Annotated in this window: 23 protein-coding genes; 13 read left to right on the plus strand and 10 right to left on the minus strand. The window is 71.4% G+C overall.

The window, feature by feature from the left end; translation table 11 throughout:
* Positions 1 to 377: 377 nt before the first annotated feature.
* Together BOSE127_RS10605 and BOSE127_RS10610 are read right to left on the minus strand one after the other, a co-directional pair.
* The gene (locus BOSE127_RS10605; RefSeq protein ID WP_017887612.1) at positions 378 to 1,199 is read right to left on the minus strand and encodes an aldo/keto reductase; all 822 of its coding nucleotides are present in this window, start codon (positions 1,197 to 1,199) and stop codon (positions 378 to 380) included.
* A 200-nt stretch (positions 1,200 to 1,399) separates the two neighbouring features.
* The gene (locus BOSE127_RS10610; RefSeq protein WP_017887611.1) at positions 1,400 to 1,861 is read right to left on the minus strand and encodes a DUF4383 domain-containing protein; all 462 of its coding nucleotides are present in this window, start codon (positions 1,859 to 1,861) and stop codon (positions 1,400 to 1,402) included.
* Between the two features lie 232 nt (positions 1,862 to 2,093).
* Here BOSE127_RS10610 and BOSE127_RS10615 point away from each other — a divergent pair, with 232 nt between their 5' ends.
* Both BOSE127_RS10615 and BOSE127_RS10620 read left to right on the plus strand, forming a co-directional pair.
* Positions 2,094 to 2,708, plus strand: a complete 615-nt coding sequence (locus BOSE127_RS10615) for a GNAT family N-acetyltransferase (RefSeq protein ID WP_017887610.1) — start codon at positions 2,094 to 2,096, stop codon at positions 2,706 to 2,708.
* Positions 2,709 to 2,793: 85 nt separating this feature from the next.
* On the plus strand, positions 2,794 to 3,150 hold the full coding sequence (locus BOSE127_RS10620; protein ID WP_159557143.1) for a VOC family protein: 357 nt from the start codon (positions 2,794 to 2,796) through the stop codon (positions 3,148 to 3,150).
* An 84-nt stretch (positions 3,151 to 3,234) separates the two neighbouring features.
* Here the strand turns inward: BOSE127_RS10620 and BOSE127_RS10625 are convergent, their stop codons facing one another.
* Positions 3,235 to 4,257, minus strand: coding sequence for a LacI family DNA-binding transcriptional regulator (locus BOSE127_RS10625; protein ID WP_017887608.1), 1,023 nt, complete (start codon positions 4,255 to 4,257; stop codon positions 3,235 to 3,237).
* A gap of 213 nt (positions 4,258 to 4,470) precedes the next feature.
* On the opposite strand from BOSE127_RS10625, the gene BOSE127_RS10630 reads away from it, so the two are divergent.
* The 4 genes from BOSE127_RS10630 to BOSE127_RS10645 all read left to right on the plus strand — a co-directional run bounded on the left by BOSE127_RS10630 (position 4,471) and on the right by BOSE127_RS10645 (position 9,761).
* Positions 4,471 to 6,504, plus strand: coding sequence for a beta-galactosidase (locus tag BOSE127_RS10630; RefSeq protein WP_159557145.1), 2,034 nt, complete (start codon positions 4,471 to 4,473; stop codon positions 6,502 to 6,504).
* The gene (locus BOSE127_RS10635) at positions 6,501 to 7,415 is read left to right on the plus strand and encodes a carbohydrate ABC transporter permease (RefSeq protein ID WP_017887606.1); all 915 of its coding nucleotides are present in this window, start codon (positions 6,501 to 6,503) and stop codon (positions 7,413 to 7,415) included. Before BOSE127_RS10630 ends, BOSE127_RS10635 begins: the two co-directional genes overlap by 4 nt.
* Entirely contained in the window at positions 7,412 to 8,362 is a 951-nt protein-coding gene (locus BOSE127_RS10640) for a carbohydrate ABC transporter permease (RefSeq protein ID WP_235517738.1), read from the plus strand. The genes BOSE127_RS10635 and BOSE127_RS10640 overlap by 4 nt, the downstream gene beginning before the upstream one ends.
* 61 nt (positions 8,363 to 8,423) lie before the next feature.
* Positions 8,424 to 9,761, plus strand: coding sequence for an ABC transporter substrate-binding protein (locus BOSE127_RS10645; protein WP_017887604.1), 1,338 nt, complete (start codon positions 8,424 to 8,426; stop codon positions 9,759 to 9,761).
* A 142-nt stretch (positions 9,762 to 9,903) separates the two neighbouring features.
* On the opposite strand, the gene BOSE127_RS10650 is transcribed toward BOSE127_RS10645, so the two are convergent.
* The 4 genes from BOSE127_RS10650 to aztB are packed head-to-tail and all read right to left on the minus strand — an operon-like array spanning position 9,904 to position 14,100.
* Positions 9,904 to 11,082 (minus strand): hypothetical protein, encoded by a 1,179-nt coding sequence (locus BOSE127_RS10650; RefSeq protein ID WP_071251786.1) that lies wholly within the window; start codon positions 11,080 to 11,082, stop codon positions 9,904 to 9,906.
* Positions 11,083 to 11,108: 26 nt separating this feature from the next.
* On the minus strand, positions 11,109 to 11,993 hold the full coding sequence (locus BOSE127_RS10655) for a metal ABC transporter substrate-binding protein (protein ID WP_020381113.1): 885 nt from the start codon (positions 11,991 to 11,993) through the stop codon (positions 11,109 to 11,111).
* Between the two features lie 14 nt (positions 11,994 to 12,007).
* Positions 12,008 to 13,210, minus strand: coding sequence for an ABC transporter (locus tag BOSE127_RS10660; RefSeq protein WP_159557147.1), 1,203 nt, complete (start codon positions 13,208 to 13,210; stop codon positions 12,008 to 12,010).
* Positions 13,207 to 14,100: a zinc ABC transporter permease AztB gene (aztB, locus tag BOSE127_RS10665; protein WP_017887599.1), complete on the minus strand. Its 894-nt coding sequence runs from the start codon at positions 14,098 to 14,100 to the stop codon at positions 13,207 to 13,209. Before aztB ends, BOSE127_RS10660 begins: the two co-directional genes overlap by 4 nt.
* Before the next feature lie 50 nt (positions 14,101 to 14,150).
* Here aztB and aztA point away from each other — a divergent pair, with 50 nt between their 5' ends.
* On the plus strand, positions 14,151 to 14,795 hold the full coding sequence (aztA, locus tag BOSE127_RS10670) for a zinc ABC transporter ATP-binding protein AztA (protein WP_236558898.1): 645 nt from the start codon (positions 14,151 to 14,153) through the stop codon (positions 14,793 to 14,795).
* Positions 14,796 to 15,003: 208 nt separating this feature from the next.
* Positions 15,004 to 16,185, plus strand: a complete 1,182-nt coding sequence (locus tag BOSE127_RS10675; protein WP_236559534.1) for a Fic family protein — start codon at positions 15,004 to 15,006, stop codon at positions 16,183 to 16,185.
* A 108-nt stretch (positions 16,186 to 16,293) separates the two neighbouring features.
* Here the strand turns inward: BOSE127_RS10675 and BOSE127_RS10680 are convergent, their stop codons facing one another.
* From BOSE127_RS10680 to BOSE127_RS10690, 3 genes are read right to left on the minus strand one after another with little or no spacing between them, the layout of a single operon-like run.
* Positions 16,294 to 17,031: a copper homeostasis protein CutC gene (locus BOSE127_RS10680; RefSeq protein ID WP_017887596.1), complete on the minus strand. Its 738-nt coding sequence runs from the start codon at positions 17,029 to 17,031 to the stop codon at positions 16,294 to 16,296.
* Positions 17,028 to 18,596, minus strand: a complete 1,569-nt coding sequence (locus BOSE127_RS10685) for a M81 family metallopeptidase (protein ID WP_201300447.1) — start codon at positions 18,594 to 18,596, stop codon at positions 17,028 to 17,030. The genes BOSE127_RS10680 and BOSE127_RS10685 overlap by 4 nt, the downstream gene beginning before the upstream one ends.
* Positions 18,589 to 19,773: an ROK family protein gene (locus BOSE127_RS10690; RefSeq protein WP_159557151.1), complete on the minus strand. Its 1,185-nt coding sequence runs from the start codon at positions 19,771 to 19,773 to the stop codon at positions 18,589 to 18,591. Before BOSE127_RS10690 ends, BOSE127_RS10685 begins: the two co-directional genes overlap by 8 nt.
* 248 nt (positions 19,774 to 20,021) lie before the next feature.
* On the opposite strand from BOSE127_RS10690, the gene BOSE127_RS10695 reads away from it, so the two are divergent.
* The 5 genes from BOSE127_RS10695 to BOSE127_RS10715 all read left to right on the plus strand — a co-directional run bounded on the left by BOSE127_RS10695 (position 20,022) and on the right by BOSE127_RS10715 (position 26,423).
* Positions 20,022 to 21,815: a peptide ABC transporter substrate-binding protein gene (locus tag BOSE127_RS10695; RefSeq protein ID WP_159557153.1), complete on the plus strand. Its 1,794-nt coding sequence runs from the start codon at positions 20,022 to 20,024 to the stop codon at positions 21,813 to 21,815.
* 96 nt (positions 21,816 to 21,911) lie between these two features.
* The gene (locus BOSE127_RS10700; RefSeq protein WP_017887592.1) at positions 21,912 to 22,871 is read left to right on the plus strand and encodes an ABC transporter permease; all 960 of its coding nucleotides are present in this window, start codon (positions 21,912 to 21,914) and stop codon (positions 22,869 to 22,871) included.
* Complete coding sequence (locus tag BOSE127_RS10705; RefSeq protein WP_159557155.1) at positions 22,868 to 23,761, plus strand: ABC transporter permease; 894 nt, start codon at positions 22,868 to 22,870, stop codon at positions 23,759 to 23,761. The genes BOSE127_RS10700 and BOSE127_RS10705 overlap by 4 nt, the downstream gene beginning before the upstream one ends.
* Positions 23,761 to 25,503 carry a dipeptide ABC transporter ATP-binding protein gene (locus tag BOSE127_RS10710; RefSeq protein ID WP_017887590.1) on the plus strand — a complete coding sequence of 581 codons (1,743 nt, stop codon included), beginning with the start codon at positions 23,761 to 23,763 and terminating at the stop codon, positions 25,501 to 25,503. The genes BOSE127_RS10705 and BOSE127_RS10710 overlap by 1 nt, the downstream gene beginning before the upstream one ends.
* On the plus strand, positions 25,500 to 26,423 hold the full coding sequence (locus BOSE127_RS10715) for an ROK family protein (RefSeq protein WP_159557157.1): 924 nt from the start codon (positions 25,500 to 25,502) through the stop codon (positions 26,421 to 26,423). The genes BOSE127_RS10710 and BOSE127_RS10715 overlap by 4 nt, the downstream gene beginning before the upstream one ends.
* Positions 26,424 to 26,433: the final 10 nt, after the last annotated feature.

The following is a 26,433-nucleotide window of genomic DNA, read 5'->3' on the forward strand; positions in this document are numbered from 1 at the left end:
GCATCGTCCACTCCCAGGTCGCTCGACCCAAGGGGCGCGGAAAGATCGAGCGGTTCTTCGGCACGATCAACACCGAGCTGCTCCCAACGCTCCCCGGCCACCTCGCACCCGGATCCTCGGCGCCGCCGCCTGCGCTGGATCTCGCTGGTGTCGACAGCGCCATCAACACGTTCATTCGCCGCTACAACGCTCGAACCCACCGTGAGCTCCGGACGAGCCCGCTGGATGCGTGGATCGCGGACGGGTGGCTTCCACGTCTGCCGGACTCCCTCGAACAGCTCGACGGGTTCCTTCTCCGCGTCCCAACCACGCGCGTCGTGCAGACCGGAGGCGCGGTGCCAGCCGGCACCGCGCCTCCCGTCCGGGGTGGGGCCGCGTCAGCTCGCGGTGTCCTCGAGCGCGTCGAGCGCGGCCGCGTCCTCGGCGGCGAGCACGAAGTCGACGTCGGCGTTCTCGGCGATGCGCGACGGGGTCGTGGACTTCGGCAGGGGCAGGACGTCCTTCTCGAGCAGGTAGCGGATGGCGACCTGGGCGACGGTCTTGTCGTACTTCGCCGCGATCTCGGCGATCTGCTCGTTCTCGAGCAGGCCGCCGGTGGCGAGCGGCGAGTAGCCCTCGGTCAGGATGTCGTGCTCGCGGTCGAAGGCGGTCGTCTCGTCCTGGGTGTTGCCGATGAACCAGCGGATCTGGTTGGCGTGCGGGACGACGTCCGTGCGGCCGAGCAGGTCCTCGAGGTCGGCGACGGCGAAGTTCGAGACACCGATGCTCTTGGTGCGGCCGGCGTCGTAGAGCTCCTCGAAGACCTTCCAGACCTCGACGTTGCCGTCGCGGTGGTCGGAGCCCATGTCGCTCCAGGGCCACGGCGCGTGGATCAGGTACAGGTCGACGTGTCCGAGGTCGAGGTTGTTGCTCGACTCCTCGAAGGCGTCGCGGGCGTCCGAGGCCGTCTTGATCTCGGCCGGCAGCTTCGTGGTGATGAAGAGTTCGTCGCGGGGGATGCCGCTGTCGCGGACGGCCTCGCCGACGCTCGCCTCGTTGCCGTACGCCAGGGCGGTGTCGATGTGGCGGTAGCCGAGCTCGAGGGCCGTCTTCGTGGCGTCGTACGCGTCGGTGCCGGACGGGATCTGCCACGTGCCGAAGCCGATCTTCGGGATGTGCAGACCGTTGGACAGGGTGAACGTGTCGATGAGTGCGGGCATGCAGCGGACAGTACGCCGGTCGGGTTCGGCCACGGTCACGGTGCGGAGCGCGGTGCCTTCGCGCGTCGCGCCCCTGTTCGGGCATCGCGCCCCGACGCACAGGGGCGCGATGCCTGCCAGGGGGCGCGACCGGGGGCAGCGACGGACGGGAGGCCCGTGGCGGTGTCGCCACGGGCCTCCCGTCCGGTGTGTGCTGCGGTTCAGCGCGCGGTGCGCGTGCCGATCCGCGGCAGGACGAAACCGAGCACGATCATCGCGACGGCGAGGAAGGCGTGCAGCACGTTGTCTGCGCTGTTCAGCGGCACGAAGTTCGCGCCACCGGCCATGCCCGCGGTGAAGAGCCCGTAGACGAAGAGCACCGCGTAGACGATGCCGCCGGCGACGAGGTACAGGCGCGCTGAGGCTGCACGGCGGGCGGCGAGCAGCCCGACGATGCCGAAGAGCAGGTGCACGATGTTGTGCAGGACGGACACCTGGAACAGGCCCAGGAGCAGGGCCATGGAGCCGTGGCCGGCCACGGACATCGAGCCCATGTCCATGGTGAGTCCGGGGATGAACCCGGCGATGCCGACGATCAGGAAGACGACACCGAAGACGAACGCGCCCCGCTGGGTCCACGTCGAGCCGGAGCCGGTGCGTGCGGTTGCTGCGCTGCTGGTCATGATCAGCCCTCTTTTCTGTACGCGCCGCAGTGTGCGGCACACATGACATTCGGAGCGCTTCTACGGTCGGTTTGCAGGTCAGGGGTGCGAAAGGCTGCGATGGCCGATTCACGCACCGGCAGCGCCCGCGATCTGCCCTCGATCCTCTCGGGAAGTGCCCGGTGCGCGTGCAGGAAGGCCCGCCAAGATGAAGTCGGCCAAGTGGCCAAGTCGTTCGACCCGAGGAGTCACCATGGAGACCGTCGTCCGAGCAGCAGGACCCGCCGAACTCGAAGCGGCCGCAGCGGTCCTGGCCGAGGCCTTCGCCGACGACCCGGTGCTCGCCGAGTTCCGACCGCCCCGATCCGGCGAGGACCGTCCCGCCGTGCTGGCCCGCCTCTTCGCGGCCCTCATCCGCTCGGTGCCGACGACCGGTCGTCGGGTGGACGTCGCCACGATCGGTGACCGCGTGGTCGGCGCCGCGTTCTGGCAGGCGCCCGGTCGGCACACCGGCGGCTTCGGCGCCTTCGTTCGACAGGTGCCCGAGTTCCTCCGGACGCTCGGGATCCGCGGTGCGCTCCGCGCCGTGACGCACCTGCGCCGCATGGAGCGCGCCCGCCCGATGACCCCGCACTGGTACCTCACCGAGATCGGGGTGTCGGCCGCCGCGCGGGGTCGTGGCGTCGGTGGCCTGCTGCTCGGGCACGCACTCGAACGCGCCGACCGGTCGTCCCGGGGCGCCTACCTGGAGTCGTCCACCCCGGTGAACCGCCGGCTGTACCGACGGCACGGGTTCGCGGACGGCGCGCCGATCGCGGGGTTCCGCGCGGCGACCCCGATCAGCATGTGGCGTCCGGCGGCGGGCTGACCCGGCGCCGGGGGACACCGACCCTGTACCGGCGTGCACGCGCGCTGCCTACCGTCCACGGCACACCACGACGAGAGGAAACACCATGGCAAGTGGAGTCGCAGCAGTCTGGGTCCCGGTCAGCGACATGGAGCGCGCCGTCGCGTTCTACCGCGACACGCTCGGTCTCACCGTCAAGGACCAGTCCGACGACTGGAGCGAGATCGACGCCGGTGGTCTGATGATCGGCCTGAACGGACGCGAGTCCGCCAGCCAGGCGAGCGACGGCGGCGCCGTCGTGTCGTTCCAGCCGGACGGCAGCATCGAGGACGAGGTCACCTCGCTCAAGGAGCGCGGCGCGGACATCCAGGGCGAGATCAGCGAGCACCCGTGGGGCAAGATCATCCCCTTCAAGGACAGCGAGGGCAACGACCTGCAGCTCTACTCGCCGCCGCAGGGCTGACCCAGCCGGGTGCGGAACGCACCCACGGACGGACGGGAGGCCCGTGGCGACGCCGCCACGGGCCTCCCGTCCGTCCGCGGCCGGCTACGCGGACCCGCGCCAGACGACCTCCGTCGGCAACAGCAGACCGCGTGGGCCGTCGTCGGTACCGCCGATCTGCTCGAGGACCTGGTGTGCCGCCTGCTCGCCGAGCAGGCGCGCCGGCTGCCGCACCGTCGACAGCTGCGGGTCGCACCGCAGCGCCCAGGCGCTGTCGTCGAACCCGACCACACCGACGTCCGACGGCACGCTCCGGCCGCTGCGCTGCAGGACGTCCATGGCACCGGCGGCGACGGCGTCCGACGCGGCGAACACCCCGTCGATGTCCGGGGCCCGCTCGAGCAGCTCGCGCATGCCCTCGGCGCCGGCGGTGTAGCTGAACAGGGGGTTCCGGGCGACGAGGTCGGGGTCGAAGCGCTCGCCGAGTGCCGCGGTGAACCCCGCCAGGCGGTCCTGGCCGGAGTCGCGGTCGAGCCCGGAGGCGAGCATCCCGATCCGTCGTCGGCCGGTGTCGACCAGCCGTCGGGTGATCTGCTCGGCGGCGTCGCGGTTGTCGATGCCGATGTACGAGATGTTCGCGGCGTCGGACGGGTGCCCGACGAAGCACGCGGGCATGCCGATCTCCTCGATCGCCCCGGTGATCGGGTCGCCGTCGCGGGCGGACAGCACGATGGCGCCGTCGACGAAGCCGCCGCGCAGGTACTCGACCACCCGCTCGCTGTCGCGGGCGGAGTCGACCATGATCGTGACGAGCTGCTGGTCGGCGTCGGACAGCACGGCGTTCGTGCCGATCAGGATGTTGCCGATGTTGGGGTCGTCGAGCACCACGACCGAGGGTTCGTGCACGATGAGCGCGATCGCCCCGGAACGCCGGGTGACCAGGCTGCGGGCGGCGGCACTGCGCACGTAGCCGACACGTCGGACGGCGTCCTGCACGGCCTCGCGCGCCTTCGGTGACACGTACGGCTCGTCGTTGAGCACTCGTGAGACGGTGCCGCGGGACATCCCCGCTTCGTCCGCGACGTCCTGGATCGTGGCGCGCTGACGAGCGGATCGGACCTCGGACATGGGGCAACCATATCCGCCGCTGAGGAGCCCTCGGAACGCCTCGCAGTTGACAGGGTGCAGCCGCTGGTGTTTGATCTGGGAGCGCTCCCAGAAACCTCCGGCCCCGATCCCCGGTGCGGCCTGGGAGCGCTCCCAGAACACTGGGTGGCCTTCGCCGTCGAAGGGGTCGCACGCGGCCGAGGCGGCGGGTCGCCCCGATCAGCGAGGATCCCCGTGACGACCACCACCCTGCCGACGACCGCCACCGGCGCGCTCGGCCTCGGCTCGACGGGCCTCGCGTTCGGGTGCGACTACAACCCCGAGCAGTGGGACCCCGAGGTGTGGGCCGAGGACGTCCGGCTCATGCGCGAGGCCGGCGTGAACCTCGTCGCGATCAACGTCTTCGGCTGGTCGCACGTCGAACCCCGGCAGGGTGAGTACGACTTCGCCGCGCTCGACACCGTCATCGAACTGCTGCACGGCGCGGGCATCGGGGTCGACCTGGGCACCGGCACCGCCTCGACGCCGCCGTGGCTCACCACCCGCCACCCCGAGGTCCTGCCCGTCGTCGCCGACGGCACGACCCGCTGGCCCGGTGGCCGCCAGGCGTTCTGCCCGAGCTCCCCGGTCTACCGCGAGCACGCCCTCGCCCTGGTCCGCGCCACCGCCGAGCGCTACGGCGACCACCCCGCCGTGCGGCTCTGGCACGTGTCGAACGAGCTCGGCTGCCACAACGCGCACTGCTACTGCGACGTCTCCGCCCAGGCGTTCCGCGGCTGGCTGCAGGCCCGGTACGGCACGGTCGACGCGCTGAACGCCGCCTGGGGCACCTCGTTCTGGAGCCAGCGCTACTCGGCGTGGGAGCAGGTGCTGCCGCCCCGCGCGACGCTGTCGTTCACGAACCCGGCACAGACCATCGACTTCGACCGGTTCTCGTCCGACGAGCTCCTCGGCCACCACCGTGCCGAGGCCGCCGTCCTGCGCGAGCTGAGCGACAAGCCCGTCACGACGAACTTCATGGTCGCCGCGCACATCACGGCGCTCGACTACTGGTCGTGGGCCGGCGACATGGACGTCATCGCGAACGACCACTACCTGGACCACCGTCTGCCCCGGCCGCACGTCGAACTCGCCTTCGCCGCCGACACCACGCGTGGCCTGGCCGGCGGTGCCCCCTGGCTGCTCATGGAGCACTCGACGGGTGCCGTCAACTGGCAGCCGCACAACGTCGCGAAGGCCCCGGGCGAGATGCTCCGGAACACCGCGGCGCACATCGCCCGCGGCGCCGACGGGGTCTGCTTCTTCCAGTGGCGCGCATCCGTGCAGGGCAGCGAGAAGTTCCACTCGGCGCTGCTGCCGCACGCCGGCACCGAGTCGACGACGTGGCACGACGTGGTCGCGCTCGGCGCCCTGGTCGAGCGGCTCGGCGAACTGCGGGGCTCACGCGTGGTCGCCGACGTGGCGCTCGTCTTCAGCTGGGAGAACCAGTGGGCCGCCGACCTGGAGGCCCACCCCAGCACCGCGCTCCGCTACCTGGAGCAGGTCCACGCGTTCCACGCCGCGCTGTGGGACCTCGGCGTGACCGTCGACGTCGTCGCCCCCGGAGCACCCCTCGACGGGTACGCGCTCGTCGTCGTCCCCGAGCTCTACCTGGTGCGCGACGAGCACGCGGCCGTCATCGCCGACCACGTCGCCGCCGGCGGGCACGCCGTCGTCAGCTGCTTCAGCGGCATCGTCGACGAGCGCGACCGGGTCCGCACCGGCGGCTACCCGGGCGCCTTCCGCGACCTGCTCGGCGTGCGGGTGGACGAGTTCCTGCCGCTCGCCGCCGACGCCACGATCGCGCTGTCCGACGGCACGACCGGCAGCGTCTGGTCCGAGCCGGTCGAGCTGCGCGGCGCGACGAGCGTCGTCGACTACGCCGAGGGCTCCCTCGCCGGGCGCCCCGCCGTGACCCGCAACGAGCACGGCGCCGGCACCGCCTGGTACACGTCCACGGTCCTCGACGCCGCAGCGCTGGGCGGGTTCGTCCACCGCGTGCTCGACGAGGGCGGGGTACACGCCGACCCCGCCGTCCGCCCAGGGCTCGAGGTCGTCCGTCGCCGCGACGACACCCACGAGTGGGTCTTCCTGCTGAACCACTCCGACCGCACCGTCGAGCACCACGAGGCCGGCCACGAACTCGTCGCCGACCGCCCCGTCACCGGCACCACCGCCATCGCCCCCGGCGGGACCCAGATCATCCGCACCGACAGGAACCGCTCATGACCACCACCGCACAGTCGCCCAGCGCGACCCGACGACGCCGGGGCGGCGGGTTCCGCTACCGCCGCGCGATCGCGATCTTCGTCCTGCCGTTCGCCGTCCTGTTCACGGCGTTCTACCTGGTCCCCATCCTCTACGCCGTGTGGGAGTCGCTGCAGAAGATCGAGCGGCAGGGCACGTTCGGCGCCCCGACGCAGGTCTTCGGCGGCCTGAGCCAGTACGCCCTGGTGTTCCAGGACGGCGAGTTCTGGAGCTCGGTGCTCCGCGTGCTGCTGTTCGGTGTCGTGCAGGTCCCGGTGATGCTCGGGCTCGCGCTCCTGTTCGCCCTGCTGCTCGACTCCCCGCTGCTGCGCGGCAAGCGGTTCTTCCGCCTGGCGTTCTTCGCGCCGTACGCGGTGCCCGGCGTCATCGCCGCGATCATGTGGGGCTACCTCTACGCCCCCGACCTGTCGCCGTTCTCCGCGGTGACGTCGCGGGTCGACCTGCTCGGCGGCAGCACCGTGCTGTGGGCGGTCGCCAACGTCGTGACCTGGGTCTACGTCGGCTACAACATGCTCATCATCTACTCGTCGCTCCTCGCGATCCCCGCCGAGGTGTACGAGGCGGCGAAGCTCGACGGTGCGTCCCAGCTCCGGATCGCCCTGTCGATCAAGATCCCGCTCGTGGTGCCGGCGATCGTCCTCACCGCGGTGTTCTCCGTCATCGGCACCCTGCAGCTGCTGACCGAGCCGACCGTCTTCCGGCAGTTCACCTCGACCATCTCGTCGACGTTCACGCCGAACATGCTCGTCTACTCGACGTCCTCGGTGCCGAACTTCAACCTCGCCGCGGCGTTCTCGGTCGTCCTCGCCGTCGCCACGTTCGTCCTGTCGATCGGGTTCCTCCGACTGACCCAGCGGAAGGCCGCCCAGTGACCGTCAACGCCCCGTCCCCAGGTGACCTCGTCCGCGACGTCGGCCGACCGCTCGAGCCGAACCGGGCCTCCCGTCCGCGCCAGCGCGGAGCGCGCGGTCCCCGTGAGAGCGTCATCTCGCGCAGCGCCGCGATGATCGTGATGGGGGTCTTCACCCTCTACTTCCTGCTGCCGATCTTCTGGCTGCTGGTCTCGTCCACCAAGACCGCCGCGAACTTCAACTCGACGTTCTCGCTGTGGTTCAGCGCCACCTCGGTGCAGGACTTCTTCGGCAACCTCGTCGAGCTGTTCACGCGGCAGGACGGCATCTACCTGCGCTGGCTGCTGAACAGCATCGCCTACGCCGGGGTCGCCGGGCTGCTCGGCACCGTGCTCTCCGCGATGTGCGGGTACGCCCTGGCGAAGTACCGGTTCCGTGGCCGCGAGGTCCTGTTCAACGTGTTCCTCGGCGGCGTGCTCGTGCCGGCGACCGCCCTGGCCCTGCCGCTGTTCCTCATCTTCAGCCAGGTCGACCTGACCGACACGTTCTGGTCGGTGTTCCTGCCGAGCATCGTCAGCCCGTTCGGCGTCTACCTGTCACGGTTGTTCGCGGCGTCGAGCGTGCCCGACGAGATCATCGAGGCCGCCCGCATCGACGGTTCCGGCGAGGTCCGCACGTTCTTCACCGTGGCCGTGCGGCTCATGTCGCCCGCGCTCGTGACGATCTTCCTGTTCCAGTTCGTCGCCGTCTGGAACAACTTCTTCCTGCCGCTCGTGATGCTCCGCGACTCGTCGCTGTTCCCCGTCACCCTCGGCCTCTACACGTGGAACTCGAGCGTGAACCAGTACCCGGACCTGCGCACCCTCGTGCTCATCGGGTCGTTCGTCTCGATCATCCCGCTGCTCGTCGCCTTCCTGAGCCTGCAGCGCTTCTGGCGCTCCGGCCTGGGCTCCGGCGGCCTGAAGTAGCCCCCGACCCGCACCCCTTCCCGCACCAGCACTCCCCACACCACATCCGAACGGAAACAGCATGAAGACAACGAAGTTCCTCAGCGTCGCCGCGATCGCCGTGGCCGCCACCGTGGCCCTCGCCGGCTGCAGCACCGGCGGCAGCAGCAACGGCGGCGGGTCCGGCACCGCGGCCGCCAGCTGCAAGCCCTCGGGCGGCAAGGTCACCCTCGACTTCACGACCTGGGTGCCGAACATGGACAAGGTCGTCGCGATCTGGAACAAGGCCAACCCGGACATCCAGGTCAAGGTCTCGATCGTCGCGAACGGCAACAGCGGCACCTACCAGAACTTCTTCAACCAGCTGAAGGCCAAGCAGGCGCCGGACATCGGGCAGGTCGAGTACGACACCCTGCCGGCGTTCCGCGTGCAGGGCGGCCTGGAGGACATCGGCGCGTGCTCCGGCATCAGCGACGCGAAGAAGGACTTCTCCGACGGCCTGTGGAACCAGGTCACCTTCGGCGAGGGGAAGTCGGTCTACGCCGTGCCGCAGGACTCCGGTCCGATGGCCCTGTACTACCGCAAGGACCTGTTCGAGAAGGCCGGCCTCGACGCCCCGAAGACGTGGGAGGAGTACGCCGAGGACGCCGTGAAGATCAAGAAGCTCGGCGGCAACATCACCAACTTCGCCAAGGGCGACGTCAACCAGTTCGCCGGGCTCGTCTCGCAGGCCGGTGGCCAGTGGTTCGAGAACTCGGGCCAGGACTGGAAGGTCAACCTGGACGACGCCGCGTCGAAGAAGGTCGCCGACTACTGGCAGGACCTGATCGACAAGAAGCTCGTGAACACCCTGCCGAGCTTCACCGACCAGTGGAACAACGCCTACGACAGCGGCAAGGACTGGACCTGGGTCTCCGCGGTCTGGGGTGCGAACACCATCTCGAGCGGTGCCCCGTCGACCTCGGGCAAGTGGGCCGTCGCCCCGATGCCGCAGTGGAAGTCCGGCGAGACCAAGTCGGCCGCCTGGGGCGGTTCGTCGAACGTCGTCTTCGCGGGCAGCAAGCACCCGGCCGAGGCGTCGAAGTTCCTGGTCTGGCTGAACACCTCGACCGAGGCGCTCTCCGCACTGAACAAGGAGGCCAACCTGTACCCGGCCTCGACCACCGGCGCCGAGCTGCCGGCCCTGACCCAGGGGCTCGACTTCTACGGTGGCCAGAAGATCTACGAGGAGTTCGCCACCGCTGCGAAGGACATCCAGCCCTTCACCTGGGGTCCGACGATGACGCAGACCTACTCGGACGTCTCCGACGGCTTCGGGCAGGCCGCGTCCGGCTCGGGCACGCTGAGCGAGGCGCTCGAGTCCGGGCAGTCCAAGACCATCGCGGCACTCAAGGCGCAGTCGATCCCGGTCAAGGGCTGACGCACGGCGGCTGACGTCGCGCGGTCCACGCGCTGACAGCGGACAGGAGGCCCGTGGCGGGATCGCCACGGGCCTCCTGTTGCGTCTCGGGGTCGTGTTCCGGACCCCTCGCTTGTTCGCTTGTTCGCTTGTTCGCTCGTCGCTACGCGACCGCGATCTCGTTGGGCACGCCCGGCAGCTCGTCGCTCGAGGCGATCACCTTGCCGGTGGTCAGGTCGACCGCGTGGATCCTCTGCTCGGCGGGGTCGGTGACGTAGGCGACGTCACCGGCGACCTTCAGGGCGGGGTGGGCGTCCTGCCACTCGGCCGGGCCGTCCCACGCGTCGATCACCGGGTACGACTCGAGCGGCTCGCCGGTCGTCTCGTCGAAGGTGTGCAGAGCACCGTCGTCGCCGAGCACGACGGCCTCGTCGCCGGGGCCGCGGGCCAGGTCGCGGAAGGTGAAGCCGACGCCGTCGGGCATGTCCGCGACGGTGTACTTCCCCGAGGCCGCGTCGATCAGGGCGATCTGGTCGAGCAGGTAGCCCTCGCTGTCGGGGTCGTCGTTGTAGTCGCCGACGGCGACGGACGAGTCCTCGGTGGTGAACAGGTTGCCGGTGCGGCCGTACTCGGTCGGGGCGTCGATCTTCTCGAACGTGCCGTCGTCGTAGACCAGGGCGCCGTCGGTGCAGCCGAACACCGCGACCTCACCCTTGACGGCACCCTCACCGTGCACGTCGGGGCACTGCTCGGACCGGGCGATCTCCTCGCCGTCGGCGTCCAGGGCGCGCACGCCGGAGCGGCTCTCCTCGGTGCCGATGGTGGTCAGGAGCGTGCCGTCCTCGAGCTCGATCGCGACGCCGTGGTGGGCGGCCTCGGACTTCGTCGTCTCGACCTCGGGCAGGTCGGCGCCGTCGAGCTCGGTGTGGTCGAACGTCGTCACGTCCCCGGTGCCGTCGGCGAACAGGGCGGTGCGGTCGCCGTGGACGACCGCGTGGCCGCCGGTGTCGGCGGGGAACACCGCGTCGGTCAGGGCCGGCTCGGCCTGGGTGTCGAGGACCCGGAAGCCCTCGGGCACGGTGACGAGCACGTGGCGTCCGTCACCGGCCGGGTTGACCCGGGTGAAGCCGTCGATCGGGTCGTCGGCCACCACCTGCAGGTCCTGGTCGAGGACGAGCAGTCCGCCGTCGTAGGTCAGGGTGATGCGGGTCCCGTCGGCCTTCGGGGTGTCCGTGGTGTCGGACCCGGCGTCGGTGTCCGTGGCGCACCCGGTCAGGGCCAGGGCGGCCGCACCGAGCAGGGCGGCGGGCCACACGGCCCGGAGCGTCTTCGTGTTCGTCATGTCGCTCACTGTATTGATTCTCATTCTCATTTACCAGTCGACAGGCCGTCGACGATGGCCTCGGTGTTCGAGCGCATCATGCCGAGGTAGGTGGAGGCGTCGCCGTCCTCGGTGAGGGACTCCGTCGCGAGCGGGCGGATCTCGACGTGCAGGTCGACCTCGTCCGCGAGCACCTCGGCCAGCCGTGCCGGTTGCGAGGCGTCGGCGAAGATCGTCCGGACGCCCGCTTCGTCGATGGCGTCGGCCAGGTCGCGCAGGTCGGCGGCGCTCGGGGAGGCCAGGGTCGTCCCGCTCGGGATCACCGCCCCGACGACCCGGAAGCCGTAGTGGTCGGCCAGGTACCCGAACACGTGGTGGTTCGTGACGAGCGCCCGGCGTTCCTCGGGCACGGTGCTGAACGCGGTCGTCATCGTGTCGTCCAGGTCGCGGAGCTCGTCCAGGTAGGCGTCCGTGCCGGCCGGTTCGATCCCGGCGTCGCGCAGGTCCTGGTCGAGGGCCTCGACGACGTCGACCATCCGGGCCGGGTCGGTCCAGAAGTGCGGGTCGGGGCCGCTGTCGTCCTCGGTGGTCCACTCGAGCGGGTCGAACGCGTCCCCGGCGGTGGAGACCGGCACACCGTCCTCGGCCGCCGCCGCGACGTGCCGGGCGACCCCCTCTTCGAGCCCGAGCCCGTTCTCGACCACCAGGTCGGCGCTCCGGAGCCGTGCGGCCTGCTGCGCGGAGACCTCGAACGAGTGCGGGTCGGCGCCCGGCGGCATGAGGACCATGACGTCGGCCCGGTCCCCGACCACTTCGCTGACGACGTCGCCGAGGATGTTCGTCGTCACCGCGACGAGGGGCCGGTCGGAGCCGGCGGTGGCGCACCCCGTGGCGACGAGGGCGAGCGCTGCGGTGACGAGGCCCGCGGTCATGGCCCTGGTGCGCGTCACAGTCCGGCCTCGGCGAAGGCGACCGGGGCGACGGGGAGCTCGATCGTGCGGGCGACCCGGGCCCCGTCTGCGAAGTCGATCTCGTGCACGGTGCCGTCCGCGGGGTCGGCCAGGTAGGCGCGCTGGGCATCGAGCTGCAGCAGCGGGGCGTCGTCGTCGGGGCTGGCGTCGACCAGTGCCTTCGTCGTGGCGACCTTCCCCGTCGAGGCGGTCACGACCACCACCCGCCCGGAGTCGTCGACGCCGACCACGTGCTCGTCCTCGTCGTCCACCGCGACCACGGCGCGCAGGGGCCGCTCGGTCGGCACGAGGCGCCAGGAACCCTGTCGCGCGTCGAGCAGCCAGAACCCGGTGGTGCCCGCCAGCCCGGCGACGGTGGGTCGGCCGGCACGTGCGGCGAAGGCCGTCGGCCGCTCGGCACCGTCGGGCAGGTCGACGAACGACGTCTCGCCGGCGTCGTCCACCACGACCGCCCCGTCGGCACAGCCCACGACTGCGCCGGCGCGGGTGACGATCCCGCCGGCGGGGTCGGTGCAGGCCTGGGTGTCGGTGTCGGTGGCGTTCGTCGCCTCGCCGTCGGCGTCGAGCACGCGGACCCGGTCGCCGTCGGCCGCCACGAGATGCTCGCCCATCGGCAGCAGGACGCGCGCGTCGATCCGTGCGGTCTCGTCGACCTCGCCCTGTCCCAGTGCCTCGCGGTCGAGCACGACCGCCTCGGCTCGGTCGGGCCAGGTGATTGTCGTCATGGTCTCGGACGAGTGCACCTCGACCCGGCCGCCGCCGTCGATCGTGCCGACGACGCGGGGTTCTGCGGCGTAGTAGTGCGTGTGGTCGCCGTGGTCGACGGTCCAGGACCCGCCGTCGACGATCGTCGTGCGGTCGGCGTCGCTGGTCACGAGGAACCGGCCGTCGGTCGCCGAGTGCTCCGGTGCGTCCACGTCGTCGAGTTCGGTGGTCTCCTCGGTGAGCAGGTCGTGCAGCGCGGTCGCGCCGGTCGCCGACACGGCCAGGAGGCGCACCTGGGGTTCCTGGGACTCACTCGCGCCCGCCACGTAGCCGTGGGGACGGGCGGTGCCGGTCGAGCTGTCGGCCGACGGGGTGCCCGTGGAGCAGGCGGTGACGGTGAGGGCCAGGCCGATGGCGAGGCCGATGGTGGACAGGAGGCGCGCGGGGGCGCGGTTGGTGGTCGAGTGCTTCATGCTCCCTCTCGAGACGGTGCGGCGGATCGTGGTGCTGCCGGCGCGGCCGCGCGCGCCGGTGTCGGGATCGGGGTGCGCCGCAGGACGACGGCGGCCAGGGCGCGCGAGACCACGACGCCGCCGACGGCGACCGCGGCGATGCTCGCGCCGGCGGCGGTGCCGGCGTGCCAGGAGACGAGGAGCCCGACGAGCACGGCGGCCGCACCGATGCCGGCGCCGAGGAGCATCGTCGAGGCCACGTGCCGGGTCCACGCGCGGGCAGCGGCGGCGGGCGCGAGCAGCAGGCCCACGACGAGCAGGGTGCCGACCGCCCGGTACGAGGCGACGACCGCCAGGGTGACGAGCGCGATGAGCACGACCTCGGCCAGGCGCGGGTGCAGGCCGAGCGTCGTGGCCTTGCGGGTGTCGAACGCCAGCGCGGTGAACGGCCGGTGGAACGCCACGGCGACGGCCAGGGCGACGGCCGCGGCGATCGCGAGGCCGCCGACGTCCGCCCGGGTGACGGCGAGGACGTCCCCGAACAGGATCGCGGTGACGTCGGTGGCGAACGACCGCGACGACGACACGATGATCACCCCGAGCGCGAGCATCCCGACGAAGAGCAGGCCGATCGAGGTGTCGTACGACAGTCGGGCGCGACGACGCAGCGCTCCGACACCGAGCACCATGACGCCGGCGCTCACCGCGGCGCCGAGCACCGGCGGGACCCCGGTCAGGGTGGCGATCGCGACGCCGGGCAGCATGCCGTGCGAGAGCGCCTCGCCCAGGAACGCCATGCCGCGCACCAGCACCCACGTGCCGACGACGGCGCACAGGACCGCCGCCAGGGAGCCGCCGACCAGGGCGCGCACCATGAAGTCGACGGAGAACGGATCGGTCAGCCAGGTCACGGTCCGAGACGCTACATGAAAACGAGTATCGATACTGATAGCGTGCTCAGGTGCCTGCGACCGAGCCGACCGACCCCGCCGATCCCCGATCTGCCGTCCACCTGGACCGGGTGACGGCCGTCCTCGGCGACCGGACCGTCCTCGACGGTGTGGACGCGGTCTTCCCCGCCGGGGTCGTCACCGCGCTCACCGGGCCGAACGGATCCGGCAAGTCGACGCTGCTCGACGTGGTCGCGGACGTCGTGCGGCCGACCGCCGGGCGGGTGACGGGCCTCCCGTCCGACGGTGTCGCCTACGTGACCCAGTCCGTGCCGCCGACCACGCTCCCGCTCACCGTCCGCGCGGCCGTCACGATGGGGCGGTGGCGGCACCGCGCGTGGTGGCGGCCGCTCGGACGCGCTGACCGAGCGGTCGTCGACGCGCAGCTCGAGCGGATGGCGATCACGGACCTTGCCGATCGGCCGATCGAGGAGCTCTCCGGCGGGCAGCGGCAGCGCACGCTCGTCGCGCTCGGGCTGGCCCAGCGGGCGGGGGTGCTGCTGGTCGACGAACCGACCGCCGGGGTCGATGCTGAGTCGGCGGCGCTCGTGGTGGCGGCGCTCGCCGACGAGGCCGCAGCCGGTGTCGTGGTCGTGCACGCGGCCCACGACCCCGCGGCGATCGCCGCAGCCGACCGCATCGTCACGCTGACCTGACCCTGCCCGTGGGGCGTGCCGATTTCGCAAAACACCGGTGTTCGCCTGTCGAACCGCTGTCTGCGCGTGTTCAGCGCGCGAACACCGGTGTCTTGCGGACGCCGGAGCAGGTGACGGTGTCGATCTCAGAATACGGGCACCAGATTTTCTGAGATGATGGCTTATGTCAGAAAATCTGACGGACCGAGTCTGGTTTCAGGGAGTGATCGTGACCACGTGGCCCGCGCTGCAGTACGAGGAACTCGACTGGGAGCGCCGCGACGCCGACTACGGTCCGCGGGCGGCTCGACGCGGCACGGTTCGGGAATCGTACGCTGCAGCGGTTCCGCCCGCGATCGCGGGACTCCCGATCGAGCTGAGCGACGACGTGGCGACCCTCGTTGACGAAGCCTCGACCGCGCTCGTGCGGTTCGACAGTGAACTCGGTGGTGAGGTGGCTTCGTTCGCCTCGCTCCTGCTGCGCTCGGAAGCAGCAGCATCGTCGCAGATCGAGCACCTCACGGCGAGCGCTCGGCAGGTGTTCGCCGCTGAGATCGGTGCCCCCGGCAAGCGCAACGCCACCGCGATCGCCTCGAACACGCGCGCGATGCGGACCGCGATCGAACTGTCCGATCAATTGACTTCCGACACCGTGCTCGCGATACACGAGGTCCTGCTCGAACACGACCCCCATCACGATGCTGGAGCGTTCCGGCGTGAATCCGTGTGGATCGGCACCGACGGTCGCAGCCCGGTCGGAGCCGACTTCGTCGCCCCGGCATGGGAACGGGTTCCGGGACTGGTCGACGACGTCATGGCCTTCGCGCGGCGACTGAACCTGCCCCGGCTGGCGCAGGTCGCCGTGGCCCACGCGCAGTTCGAGACCATCCACCCGTTCACCGACGGCAACGGTCGCACCGGGCGTGCACTGTTGCAGGCCATGCTGCGGTCGAACGAGTTGACGCGCAACGTGACGGTCCCGGTCTCGGCAGGCCTCCTGATCGACACTGCGGGCTACGTCGAGGCGCTGACGGCGTACCGCCGTGGCGACGTCGAGCCGATCATCCGGCGGGTGGCCGAAGCCGCGTTCGCCGCGATCGGGAACGCGACGGAGCTCGTCGAAGACATCCGACGGATCCGGAGGAGCTGGCAGGACCGGATCGAGGCTCGACGAGACTCCGGCGTCTGGGACGCGCTGGACGTGGTCGCACGGCAGCCCGTGTTGAACGCGACGGTGCTCGCCGCCGAGATGGGTGTCGTGACGAGGAACGTGTACCCGCACCTCCAGAAGCTCGTCGACGCCGGCATCCTGCTGTCGAAGAACGAGTACCGGCACGGCGTCCTGTACCGCAACGACGAAGTGCTCTCGGCGCTCGACGCGTTCGCCGCGCGGTCCGGTCGCCGGGGGTGACGCGGGCTCAGGCGGTCAGGGGCCGCTGAACACCGGTGTTCGTCGTTCGAACCGCGGTCTGCGGGTGTGCAACCGGCGAACACCGGTGTCTTGCGGGCCCAGAACGGGTCAGGCGTCGAGCGCGCGCCGTGCGGCGGTGACGACTTCGGCGTCGGTGACGAAGTGCGCGGAACCGTCGTCGCCGGCGCCCATCGGCACCCCGGCGTGCGTGCTGCCGGCGGCTGGGCGCTTGGCCGACAGGTGCACCGCGGCGGCTCCGGTGGCGAGCAGCGCACGGACGTCGGCGGGGGTGACGCCGGCGCCGGCCATCACCTGGACGGGCCCGGCTGCCCCGACCATGCGCGCGATCGTCTCGGCACCGGCGACCGCGGTGGGGGCGGCGCCGGAGGTCAGGACGCGGGTGAACCCGAGCGCGGCGAGCGATCCGGCGGCGGCGACGGGGTCGATCGCGTGGTCGATCGCCCGGTGCAGGGTGATCTCGGCGGTGGTGCTGACCGAGCGGGCGGCGTCCACGAAGCGGCGGAGGGCGTCCTCGTCCAGGGTCCGGTCGGGGCGCAGGGCTCCGACCACGACGCCGGCGGCCCCGGAGCGCAGGACCGTGCGGACCTCGCGCACCATGAGCTCGACCTCGTCGGGGGAGTGCACGAACCCGCCCGGGCGGCAGCGGACCAGCGCGTGCGCCGGGATCCCGGTCTCGTGGGTCGTCTCGACCAGGGCCTGGGACGGGGTGAGCCCGCCGAGCTCGAGACCGACGCAGAGTTCGACGCGGTCGGCGCCGCCGTCCCGCGCGGTGATCGCGCCGGCCGGTGAGGTGACGGCGATCTCGAGTGCGGCGGTGGTGCTCATGCAGGGGCTCCGAGCGGTTCGTTGGAGGCGGGGACGATGCGGGCGCGGAGGTCCGGTGCCGTCGGGAACACTCGATCGTAGGGGAACATCGGGCGCTCGATCCTGTGGTGCCCGAGGCGCAGCAGGTCCTGGTCGACGCCGCCCGGGGTGAGCGCGAGCATCCAGTCGGCGGACATGTCGAACAGCTCCGGCTCGAGGTACCCGATCTTCACGATGACGACGTCCGCCTGCCGCGGCGCCAGGTCGAGGTCGGTGAAGTCGTGCTCGTGGTGGTACGGCTTCCGCAGCTTCGTCAGGATCGCGAACACGCTGCCGACCTGCAGCACGACCTCGGTCTCGGCGTCCCGGTCGCCCTGCTTGATCGCGTGCACCCGACCGGTCATCGTGATCGGACCCGCGTGCACGTGGTCGACCGTCGCACCGGCGGTCACGGTGATCGTCGCACCGACGCCGGCTTCCACCGCGGCGGCGACGGCGGCCGCGCCGGGCACGCTCGCGTAGATGACGGTGGGGCCCGACGGGTCCTGGAACTCCGGACGGGCGAGCACCTGCGTCAGCCCCCACGTCATGTCCCCGGAGCCGCCCGCCGTGGGGTTGTCGCCCGAGTCCGAGACGAAGTACGGCTTCGCGGCGCCAGGGGCGAGCGCGGCGTCGAGGCACTCCTCGAACGTGCCGGTGGGTGCGACGAAGACGAAGTCCTCGCGGGCATCCCAGAACGCCGCTGCGAGCCGCTCGGCGCCGGCGGCGACGGCTGCCTCGTCCCACCCGGTGACGACGGTCACGGCCTGGTCGCGGGGCTGGTCGGCCCAGGCGTACCCGACCCAGATCGCGGCGTCGAGCACCCCCTCGGTCTGCTCGACGAGCGGGACCTGCGCGTACAGGGACTTCGCCGGCTCGAGCCGGGTCGAGGTCTGCTCGCCGGGCAGCAGGACGGGGATCGGGATCCAGGCCTTCACGGGGCGCTGCGCACCGACGGGCCGTTCGGTCAGCACGTCGACGAGGTTGCGGACGGCGCGCTCCTTCGTCTCGAGGGTGTCCTCGTGCGGGGCCATCCGGTAGCAGGTGACGAGGTCGACCTGGTGGGCGAGCTCGCGCGTGACGTTGCCGTGCAGGTCCATCGACGCGGACACGATGACGTCGGGGCCGACGACCTGGCGGATGCGACCGAGCAGGTCCGTCTCGGCGTCGTCGAGCCCCTCGACCACCATCGCGCCGTGGATGTCGTACCAGAGGCCGTCGACCGGCCCCATCGCACCCAGCCGCTCGACGATCTCGTCGGCCAGCGCGTCGTACGACGCCCGGTCGACGATCCCGCCGGGCAGTGCGTGCCCGATGAGCGCACCGCGGAAGTCCGCACGGTCGGCCATGGTCGCCAGGAACGGGTAGCGGGTGATGGCCTCGTCGCCGCGGTCCGGGTGGAACGCGGGGGCGTGGGTCCGGGTCGGGGTGAACGTCGAGGTCTCGATGGCCAGGCCGGCGATGGCGATGACCGGGCGACCGGCGCCGGCGGCGCTGGCGGCGCTGGCGGGGGAGGCGGCGGGGGTGACGGGACCGGTCTCAGACACGGGCGCTCCTGTTCCTGGTGGTGGACTGGGGGATGGGCGCGGAGAGCTCCTCGAGCGAGGCGGCGAGGCCCCGCTGCAGGGCGAACTGCCCGGCGCCGACGAGGCCGGCGTCGGCGCCGAGCGACACCGGCTCGATCGCCAGGTGCTGGGTCATCAGCGGGTGGCAGCTCTCGTAGAGCTGGCTCCGCACGGCGGCGATGAAGGGGTCGAGGGTCGACAGGATGCCGCCGAGGTACACGGCGTCCGGGTTGAAGAAGTTCACGTTGGCGGCGAGCACCTCGCCCAGGTACTTGCCCGCCATCCGCACGGCGCGGGTCGCCTCGGGGTGCGCGTCCGAGGCGAGCCGCACGACGTCGGCGGTCGAGGCGACGTCGACCCCGGCGTTCGACAGGATGCGGACCAGGGCGGCGCCGGACGCCACGGTCTCGAGGCACCCGGTGTTCCCGCACGAGCACGGGGTGTCCCCGGCGGCGTCGATGCGCACGTGCGTGATGTCCCCGGCCGCGCCGGTCGACCCGCGGTAGAGCCGGCCGTCGATGACGATGCCCGCGCCGATCGCCGAGCCCGCCTTGATCGTGATGGTCTGGCGTCGAGCCGGGTCCTGCACGGTCTGCTCACCCGCCGCCATGCAGTTCGCGTCGTTGTCGACGATCGCCGGCAGCCCGAACCGCTCGCTCAGCCAGGCGGCCACGGGGAACCCGTTCCACCCCGGCATCCGGCTCGGCAGGTCGACGACGCCGGCGACGACGTCGACGGGCCCGGGCAGGCTGAGCCCGACGCCCCGCAGCCCTTCGCGACCACGGTCGTCGGCGAGCCGCTCGAGCAACGCGGCCAGCCGCTGGAGCCCGGCGGTCGGACCGTCGGAGAGCGCGAACGGGACGTTCGCGACCGACTCGAGCGCGCCTCCCGGCAGCACCACGCCGATGCGCGCGTGCCCGCCGCCGACGTCCGCGGCGACCGCGTACTCGTCGACGCCGCCGATGCGGAGCACCTTGCGGGGGCGGCCGCCGGTGGAGACGTCGGTGCCCTCCTCGGCGAGGATCCCGTGTTCCAGGAGTTGGCCGACGACGTGCGAGACGGTCGACGGGGCGGCCCCGAGCACCTTCGCGATCTCGGTCCGGCTGGCGGCCTGCCCCGAGGCGACGAGCTCGAGGACGCGGGCGCTGAGATCGGCCACGACTTTCTCCAATCCGGACGGAACACCGGCGGCTGCCGGCGGAACGGGAACAGGACACGGGTGGATGCCCGGTTCTGCGGCGAGCCTACGGGGCGGATCGAGCGGTCCACCCTTTCCACCGTTCCGCAGTAACGCAGTTTTTACATCGAGATGTTTGTTTTTCCAATGGCTTTGGTCCTTGACTGTCCTCGTGCCGCTCGGCACCTCGTGCTCCACTCCCCGAAGTCCCTCGCACAAGGAGACACCGCATGTCCAAGCCCCGTCGCTGGGCGCTCCTCACCGGAGCTGCGATCGCCGTGAGCGCGCTGCTCGCCGGCTGTTCCGGAGGCGGCAACGCCTCGCCGGGATCGACCGACGAGATCGACTACGCGCTCCCCGCCAACTTCACGCCGAACTGGATCCTGCCGATCGGCACCGCCGCGCACCTCAACACGAACAACGGCTCCATCGCCCAGTCGCTGTACGAACCGCTCGTCGCGTACGACGGCTCCACCGGCAAGATCGCGTGGAACAAGGCCGGCTCCGTCGCCACCGACGCGAAGTTCGCCGACGACGGCAAGAGCGTCACGATGACGCTCGGCGACCGGCACTGGTCCGACGGCGAGGCGATCACGAGCCGCGACGTCGAGTTCTGGTTCAACCTGATCAAGGCCAACAAGGCGCAGTGGGGCGGGTACTCCAAGGGCAAGGCGCCGGACAACTGGACCTCGTTCAAGGCCGTCGACGACACGCACTTCACCATCACGTTCGACAAGGCGTACAACTCGGAATGGATGCTCGCCAACCAGCTGAGCAACATCATCCCGCTGCCGCAGCACGCCTGGGACAAGACCAGCGCGAGCGCGAAGGTCACCGACGCCGACGAGACCCCCGCCGGCGCGAAGCAGGTCTGGAAGTACCTGAACACCGCCGCCGGCAAGATCAGCGACTACGCCAGCGACCCCCTGTGGAAGACGATCTCGGGCCCCTACGGCGTCAAGACCTTCACCACGGCCGGCAACGTCACCCTCGTCGCCAACAAGAAGTACGACGGCGGTCAGAAGCCCGCCATCACCACGGTCAACCTGCTCCCCTTCACCACGGCCGACGCCGAGGTGAACGCGGTCCGCTCGGGCGAGGTCGACTACGGCTACATCAACGCCACCGACATGGACCAGAAGTCGTCCTTCACGGCGAAGGGCTACTCCGTGGAGCCCTGGACCGGCTGGGCCATCACGTACATGCCGTACAACTTCAACAACCCGACGATGGGCGCCGTCTTCAAGCAGCTGTACGCCCGGCAGGCCGTCCAGATGTCGATCGACCAGAAGTCGCTGTCGAAGGTCGTCTTCAACGGCACCGCGACCTCGACCTACGGTCCCGTCCCGCAGGCGCAGGAGTCCGACTACGTCTCCGACGTGCAGAAGTCGAACCCGTACCCGTTCAGCACCTCGAAGGCCAAGGACCTGCTCACCAGCCACGGCTGGGAGGAGCAGGGCGGCACGATGGTCTGCACCGACCCGGGCACCTCGGCCAGCCAGTGCGGCGAGGGTGTCGAGCAGGGCACGAAGTTCTCGATGCAGGTGCTGTCGCAGTCCGGTTCGACCGTGACCGACAACATGATGAGCGCGATCCAGTCCTCGCTCGCGAAGACCGGCATCGACTTCACCATCAAGACCGCGCCGGTGTCGAGCGTGCTGTCGCAGACCCCCACCTGCACCTCGGACGAGGTCAGCTGCGACTGGGACCTGTCGTTCTTCGGCACCGCGGGCAGCTGGTACTTCCCGGCCTACCCGACCGGTGAGTCGCTCTTCCAGACCGGCGGTTCGGCGAACTTCGGCAGCTACTCGAACAAGCAGGTCGACGGCCTGATCGACGCGACCACCACCTCGACCGACGCCACCGCCGTGCAGGACTACAGCGCAGCGGTCGCGAAGGACCTGCCGGTGATCTGGCTGCCGAGCCCCGACTACCAGATCTCGGTCGTCAAGAAGGGCCTGTCCGGGTTCGACCAGGACTCGCTCGCCAACTTCCACCCGGCCCAGTGGAAGTGGACCAAGTAGGTCGCTGACGCGACCACGGCCTGGAGGCGCGGTGCGGGCACGACCCGCACCGCGCCTCCGCCCCGGCTCACGCAAGAACCGACCATCGGAACCCGCATGACCACAGCTCTCTACCTCACCAGGCGCGTCCTGCAGGCGCTCGCGGTGATCCTCATCGTCACCGTCGTGGTGTTCTGCCTGTTGCACGCGCTGCCCGGCGGCCCCGCCCGCGGCGTGCTCGGCGTCTCCGCGACGCCCACGCAGATCGCCCAGTTCAACCAGGCGCAGGGGCTCGACCAGCCGCTGCCCGTCCAGTACCTGCGGTTCCTCGGTCGTCTGCTCACCGGCGACCTCGGCACCTCGTACACGCTCAACGAGCCGGTCTCGCAGCTCATCGCCGAGCGCCTGCCGAAGACCCTCGTGCTCACCGGCATCTCCGCGGTGCTCGGACTCGTCGTCGCGATCCCGGTCGGCATGCTCCAGGCGGCCCGCCGCAACGGTGCGGTCGACTACGCCGCCACCGCCCTGGCGTTCGTCTTCTACTCGACGCCGGCGTTCTTCCTCGGCCTCGTCCTGATCATCGTGTTCAGCCAGCAGCTGCCGTGGCTGCCGTCCCAGGCACCGAGCGGCAACACCCTGGCCGAGGTGTTCCAGGACCCGGCCGGACTCGTGCTGCCCGTGGTGACCGGAGCGCTGGCGATGATCGCGGTGTTCAGTCGCTACATGCGCGCCTCGACGCTCGAGAACCTGCAGGAGGACTACGTCCGCACCGCCCGTGCCGGCGGCGCCTCGACCGCGACGATCCTGCGGCGGCACGTCTTCCGCAACTCGCTCACCCCGGTCGTGGCGATGCTCGGGTACTACCTGCCGGTGCTGTTCGGCGGCGCCCTGGTGACCGAGCAGCTGTTCAACTACCCCGGCATGGGGCTGCTGTTCTGGAACGCCGCGCAGTCCTCCGACTACCCGACGCTGCTCGGCTGCGTGCTCGTCATCTCCATCGCGACCGTCATCGGCACCCTGCTCGCCGACGTCGCACAGTCCCTCATCGACCCCCGAGTGAAGGCGAGCCGCGCATGACCGCCGTCCAGATGGCCCCCGAAGCCCCGGGCGCCCCCGTCACCGTCGCGGCCACCGGGTTCCGGCTCGCCGCCCGCCGGTTCCGGAGCAACACCCTCGCCGTGATCGGCCTCGCCCTGATCGTCGTCATCGTGCTGTTCTGCTTCGTCGGCCCGTTCCTGTGCCCGACCGACCAGACGCACACGATGCTCGAGCAGGCCAACCAGGGCCCGAGCGCCGCGCACTGGCTCGGCACCGACGCCGTCGGCCACGACGTCCTCGGCCGCCTGATGTACGGCGGCAAGGTCTCCCTGATGGTCGGCATCGCCGCCGGGGTCCTGGCCACCGTCGTCGGCACCCTGTGGGGCTCCGTCGCCGGGTACGTCGGCGGCTGGGTCGACGCCCTGATGATGCGCGTCGTCGACGCCGGCATCGCGATCCCGGCCCTGTTCATCCTGCTCGTCATCTCGGCGATCACGAACCCCGGCGTCGGCGGCCTCATCGTCATCCTCGGCCTGGTGTCGTGGCTCGTGCCGTCCCGCCTGATCCGTGCCGAGACCCTGACGCTCAAGAACCGCGACTACGTCCTGACCCTGCGCGCGATCGGCGGCTCGCACGCCCGCGCGATCGGCAAGCACCTGTTGCCGAACTCGGTGTCGACGATCGTCGTCGCGGCGACGTTCCAGGTCGCCGACGCGATCCTGCTGGTCGCCTACGTCTCGTACCTCGGGCTCGGCGTGCAGCCGCCCGCGACGGACTGGGGCGGCATGCTCTCGGCGGGACTCACCGCCGCGTACTCCGGACACTGGTGGCTCATCGTGCCGCCGGGTCTGGCCGTGATCCTGGTCGTCTGCGCGTTCAACGCGGTGGGCGACGGACTGCGGGACGCCTTCGACGTGCGGGGCCGCTGATGACCAACGAACCGATCCTGCGGACGACCGACCTCGGCGTCTCCTTCAGCACCGAGTCCGGCACCGTCGATGCCGTGCGGGGGGTGTCCCTGTCGGTCGCCCCCGGCGAGACCCTCGCCCTGGTCGGCGAGTCCGGCTCCGGCAAGTCGACGGTCGCCCTCGCGGCGATGGGCCTGCTCTCCGGCAACGCGACGGCATCGGGCAGCGCCGTCGTCGCCGGGCACGAGGTCGTCGGGGCAGCCGAACCCGAACTCCGGGCACTGCGCGGCTCGACCGTCTCGATGGTCTTCCAGGAGCCCGCGACCGCCCTCGACCCGCTCACCCGCGTCGGCGCCCAGATCGCCGAGGTGATCCGGAACCACCGTGACGTCTCCGCGTCCGCCGCCGCGGCCGAGGCCGTCGACCTGCTCCGCCGCGTCGGCATCCCCGACCCCGAGTCGCGCACCCGGTCGTTCCCGTTCCAGCTGTCCGGTGGGCAGCGCCAGCGCGTGGTCATCGCGATGGCGATCGCGAACGCACCGAAGCTGCTCATCGCGGACGAGCCGACCACCGCGCTCGACGTGACCGTCCAGGCCGAGATCCTCGAGCTCCTGCGCGCGCTCGCCGTCGAGACCGGCACCGGCGTGCTGCTGGTCACGCACAACATGGGCGTCGTGGCGGACTTCGCCGACCGGGTCGCGGTCATGCTCCAGGGCGAGATCGTCGAGACCGGCGGGGTCGAGGACGTCCTGCTCCGCCCGGAGCACGAGTACACCAAGCGGCTCCTCGCCGCGGTGCCGCGGCTCGAGACACCGGCGTCGGCATCCGACGCCGCCGAGTCGGCGAGACGCCTCCAGATCCGGGGGCGTGACGCGGAGACGCCGGCGTCTTCCGAGCTGGGTGCGTCGGGTGCGGCGGACGGGAGGCCCGGTGCGGCCCCGGTGGTCGACCTGCGGGACGTCTCGGTGACGTTCGGGCGCGGGGCGCGCGCCGTCCACGCGCTCGCCGGCATCGACATCACGGTGCACGCCGGTGAGACCGTCGGTCTGGTCGGCGAGTCCGGTTCGGGCAAGTCGACCGCGGCCCGGGTGGCGCTCGGTCTGATCAAGCCGACGTCCGGCACGGTGTCGCTGTTCGGGCAGGACCTGCGGACGGCCAAGGGGCGCGACCGCCGTGCCCTCCGGTCCGGCATCGGCGTGGTGCTGCAGGACCCGGTGGCGTCCCTCGACGCCCGGATGTCCGTGGCCGAGTGCATCGCGGAGCCCCTGGCCGTGCACCGTCGCGGGATGTCCTCGGCCGACCGGCGTCGCCGCATCGACGAGGTGCTCGACGCCGTCCGGCTGCCGCGGACCCTGGCATCCCGGGCCCCGCGTGAGCTCTCCGGTGGGCAGCGCCAGCGGGTCTCGCTCGCCCGGGCGCTGGTGCTCGAGCCGCGGCTGCTCGTCGCCGACGAACCGACCTCGGCGCTCGACGTCAGCGTGCAGGAGACCGTGCTCGAGGTGCTCGGCGAGCTGCAGGACGACCTCGGGTTCGCGTGCCTGTTCGTCTCGCACGACCTGGCCGTCGTGCAGCACTTCGCCGAGCGTGTCGTGGTGATGCGCCAGGGCGTCGTCGAGGAGCAGGGCACCACCGGCACCACGCTCCTGCACCCCACCACCGACTACACCCGACGCCTGCTCGCCGCGGTGCCGGTGCCCGACCCCGTGCTGCAACGACAGCGCCGGGCCGCGCGCCTCGCCTCGCTCGCGGCGGTGACCGCGTGAGCCGGGTCCTGGTCGGGGTCGACATCGGCGGGACGAACACCAAGGTCGTCCTGACCACGCACGACCTCGAGGTCATCGACCGGGTCGACCTGCCGACGCCCGCCCACGCGGGCGGGGCAGCGATCGTGACGGCCGCCCTCGGGGCGGTGACGGGTCTGCTCGAGACGCACCGGGCCTCCCTTGCGGGTGTCGGGGTGGGCGCGGCCGGTGTCGTCGACCGGGCCACGGGGACCGTGCTGGTCACCGGCAACTCGTTCACCGGCTGGGCCGGGTACGGCGTGACGCGGGCCGTCACCGACGCGCTCGGCGTGCCCGCGACCCTGGACAACGACGTGAACGCGTTCCTGCTCGGCGAGATCGCGACCGGCGCGGTGGTGGGGGAGTCCGACGTGCTCGGCATGACCCTCGGCACCGGGGTCGGCGGCGCCCTCGTCCTCGACGGACGGCTCTTCGCCGGCCCGCGCGGCGCCGCCGGCGAGATCGGCCACGTCCCCGGGTTCGGCGACGCCCGCTGCACCTGCGGGCAGACCGGGCACCTGGAGACCATCGCGGGCGCCCGCGGCATCGCCGACCGCTACGCCGAGCGCTCCGGGCGCACGCTCTCGGCACGGGACGTCGCCGTCGCAGCGCGCGGCGGCGACGCCGACGCGGCCGCCGTCTTCGCCACCGCGGGATGGGGTCTCGCCCGTGCCGCGCTGCTGACCGCGGGGATCCTCGACGTCACCACCGTCCTGATCGGCGGCGGCATCGCACGGTCGTGGGACCTGCTCCAGCCCGCCATCTCGGCGGCGATCGACGCGGAACCGCCCGTCAGCGGAGCGACGATCCGGCTCGCACAGTCGACGCTCGGGGCTGATGCCGTGGCCCTCGGGGCAGCGGCGCAGGTGCGGGCCCGGGTGCTGGAGCCGGAGACCGCGTAGCGGGGGAAGG

The organism is Curtobacterium sp. 8I-2 (assembly GCF_902506155.1).
Classification (GTDB): Bacteria; Actinomycetota; Actinomycetes; order Actinomycetales; family Microbacteriaceae; genus Curtobacterium; species Curtobacterium poinsettiae.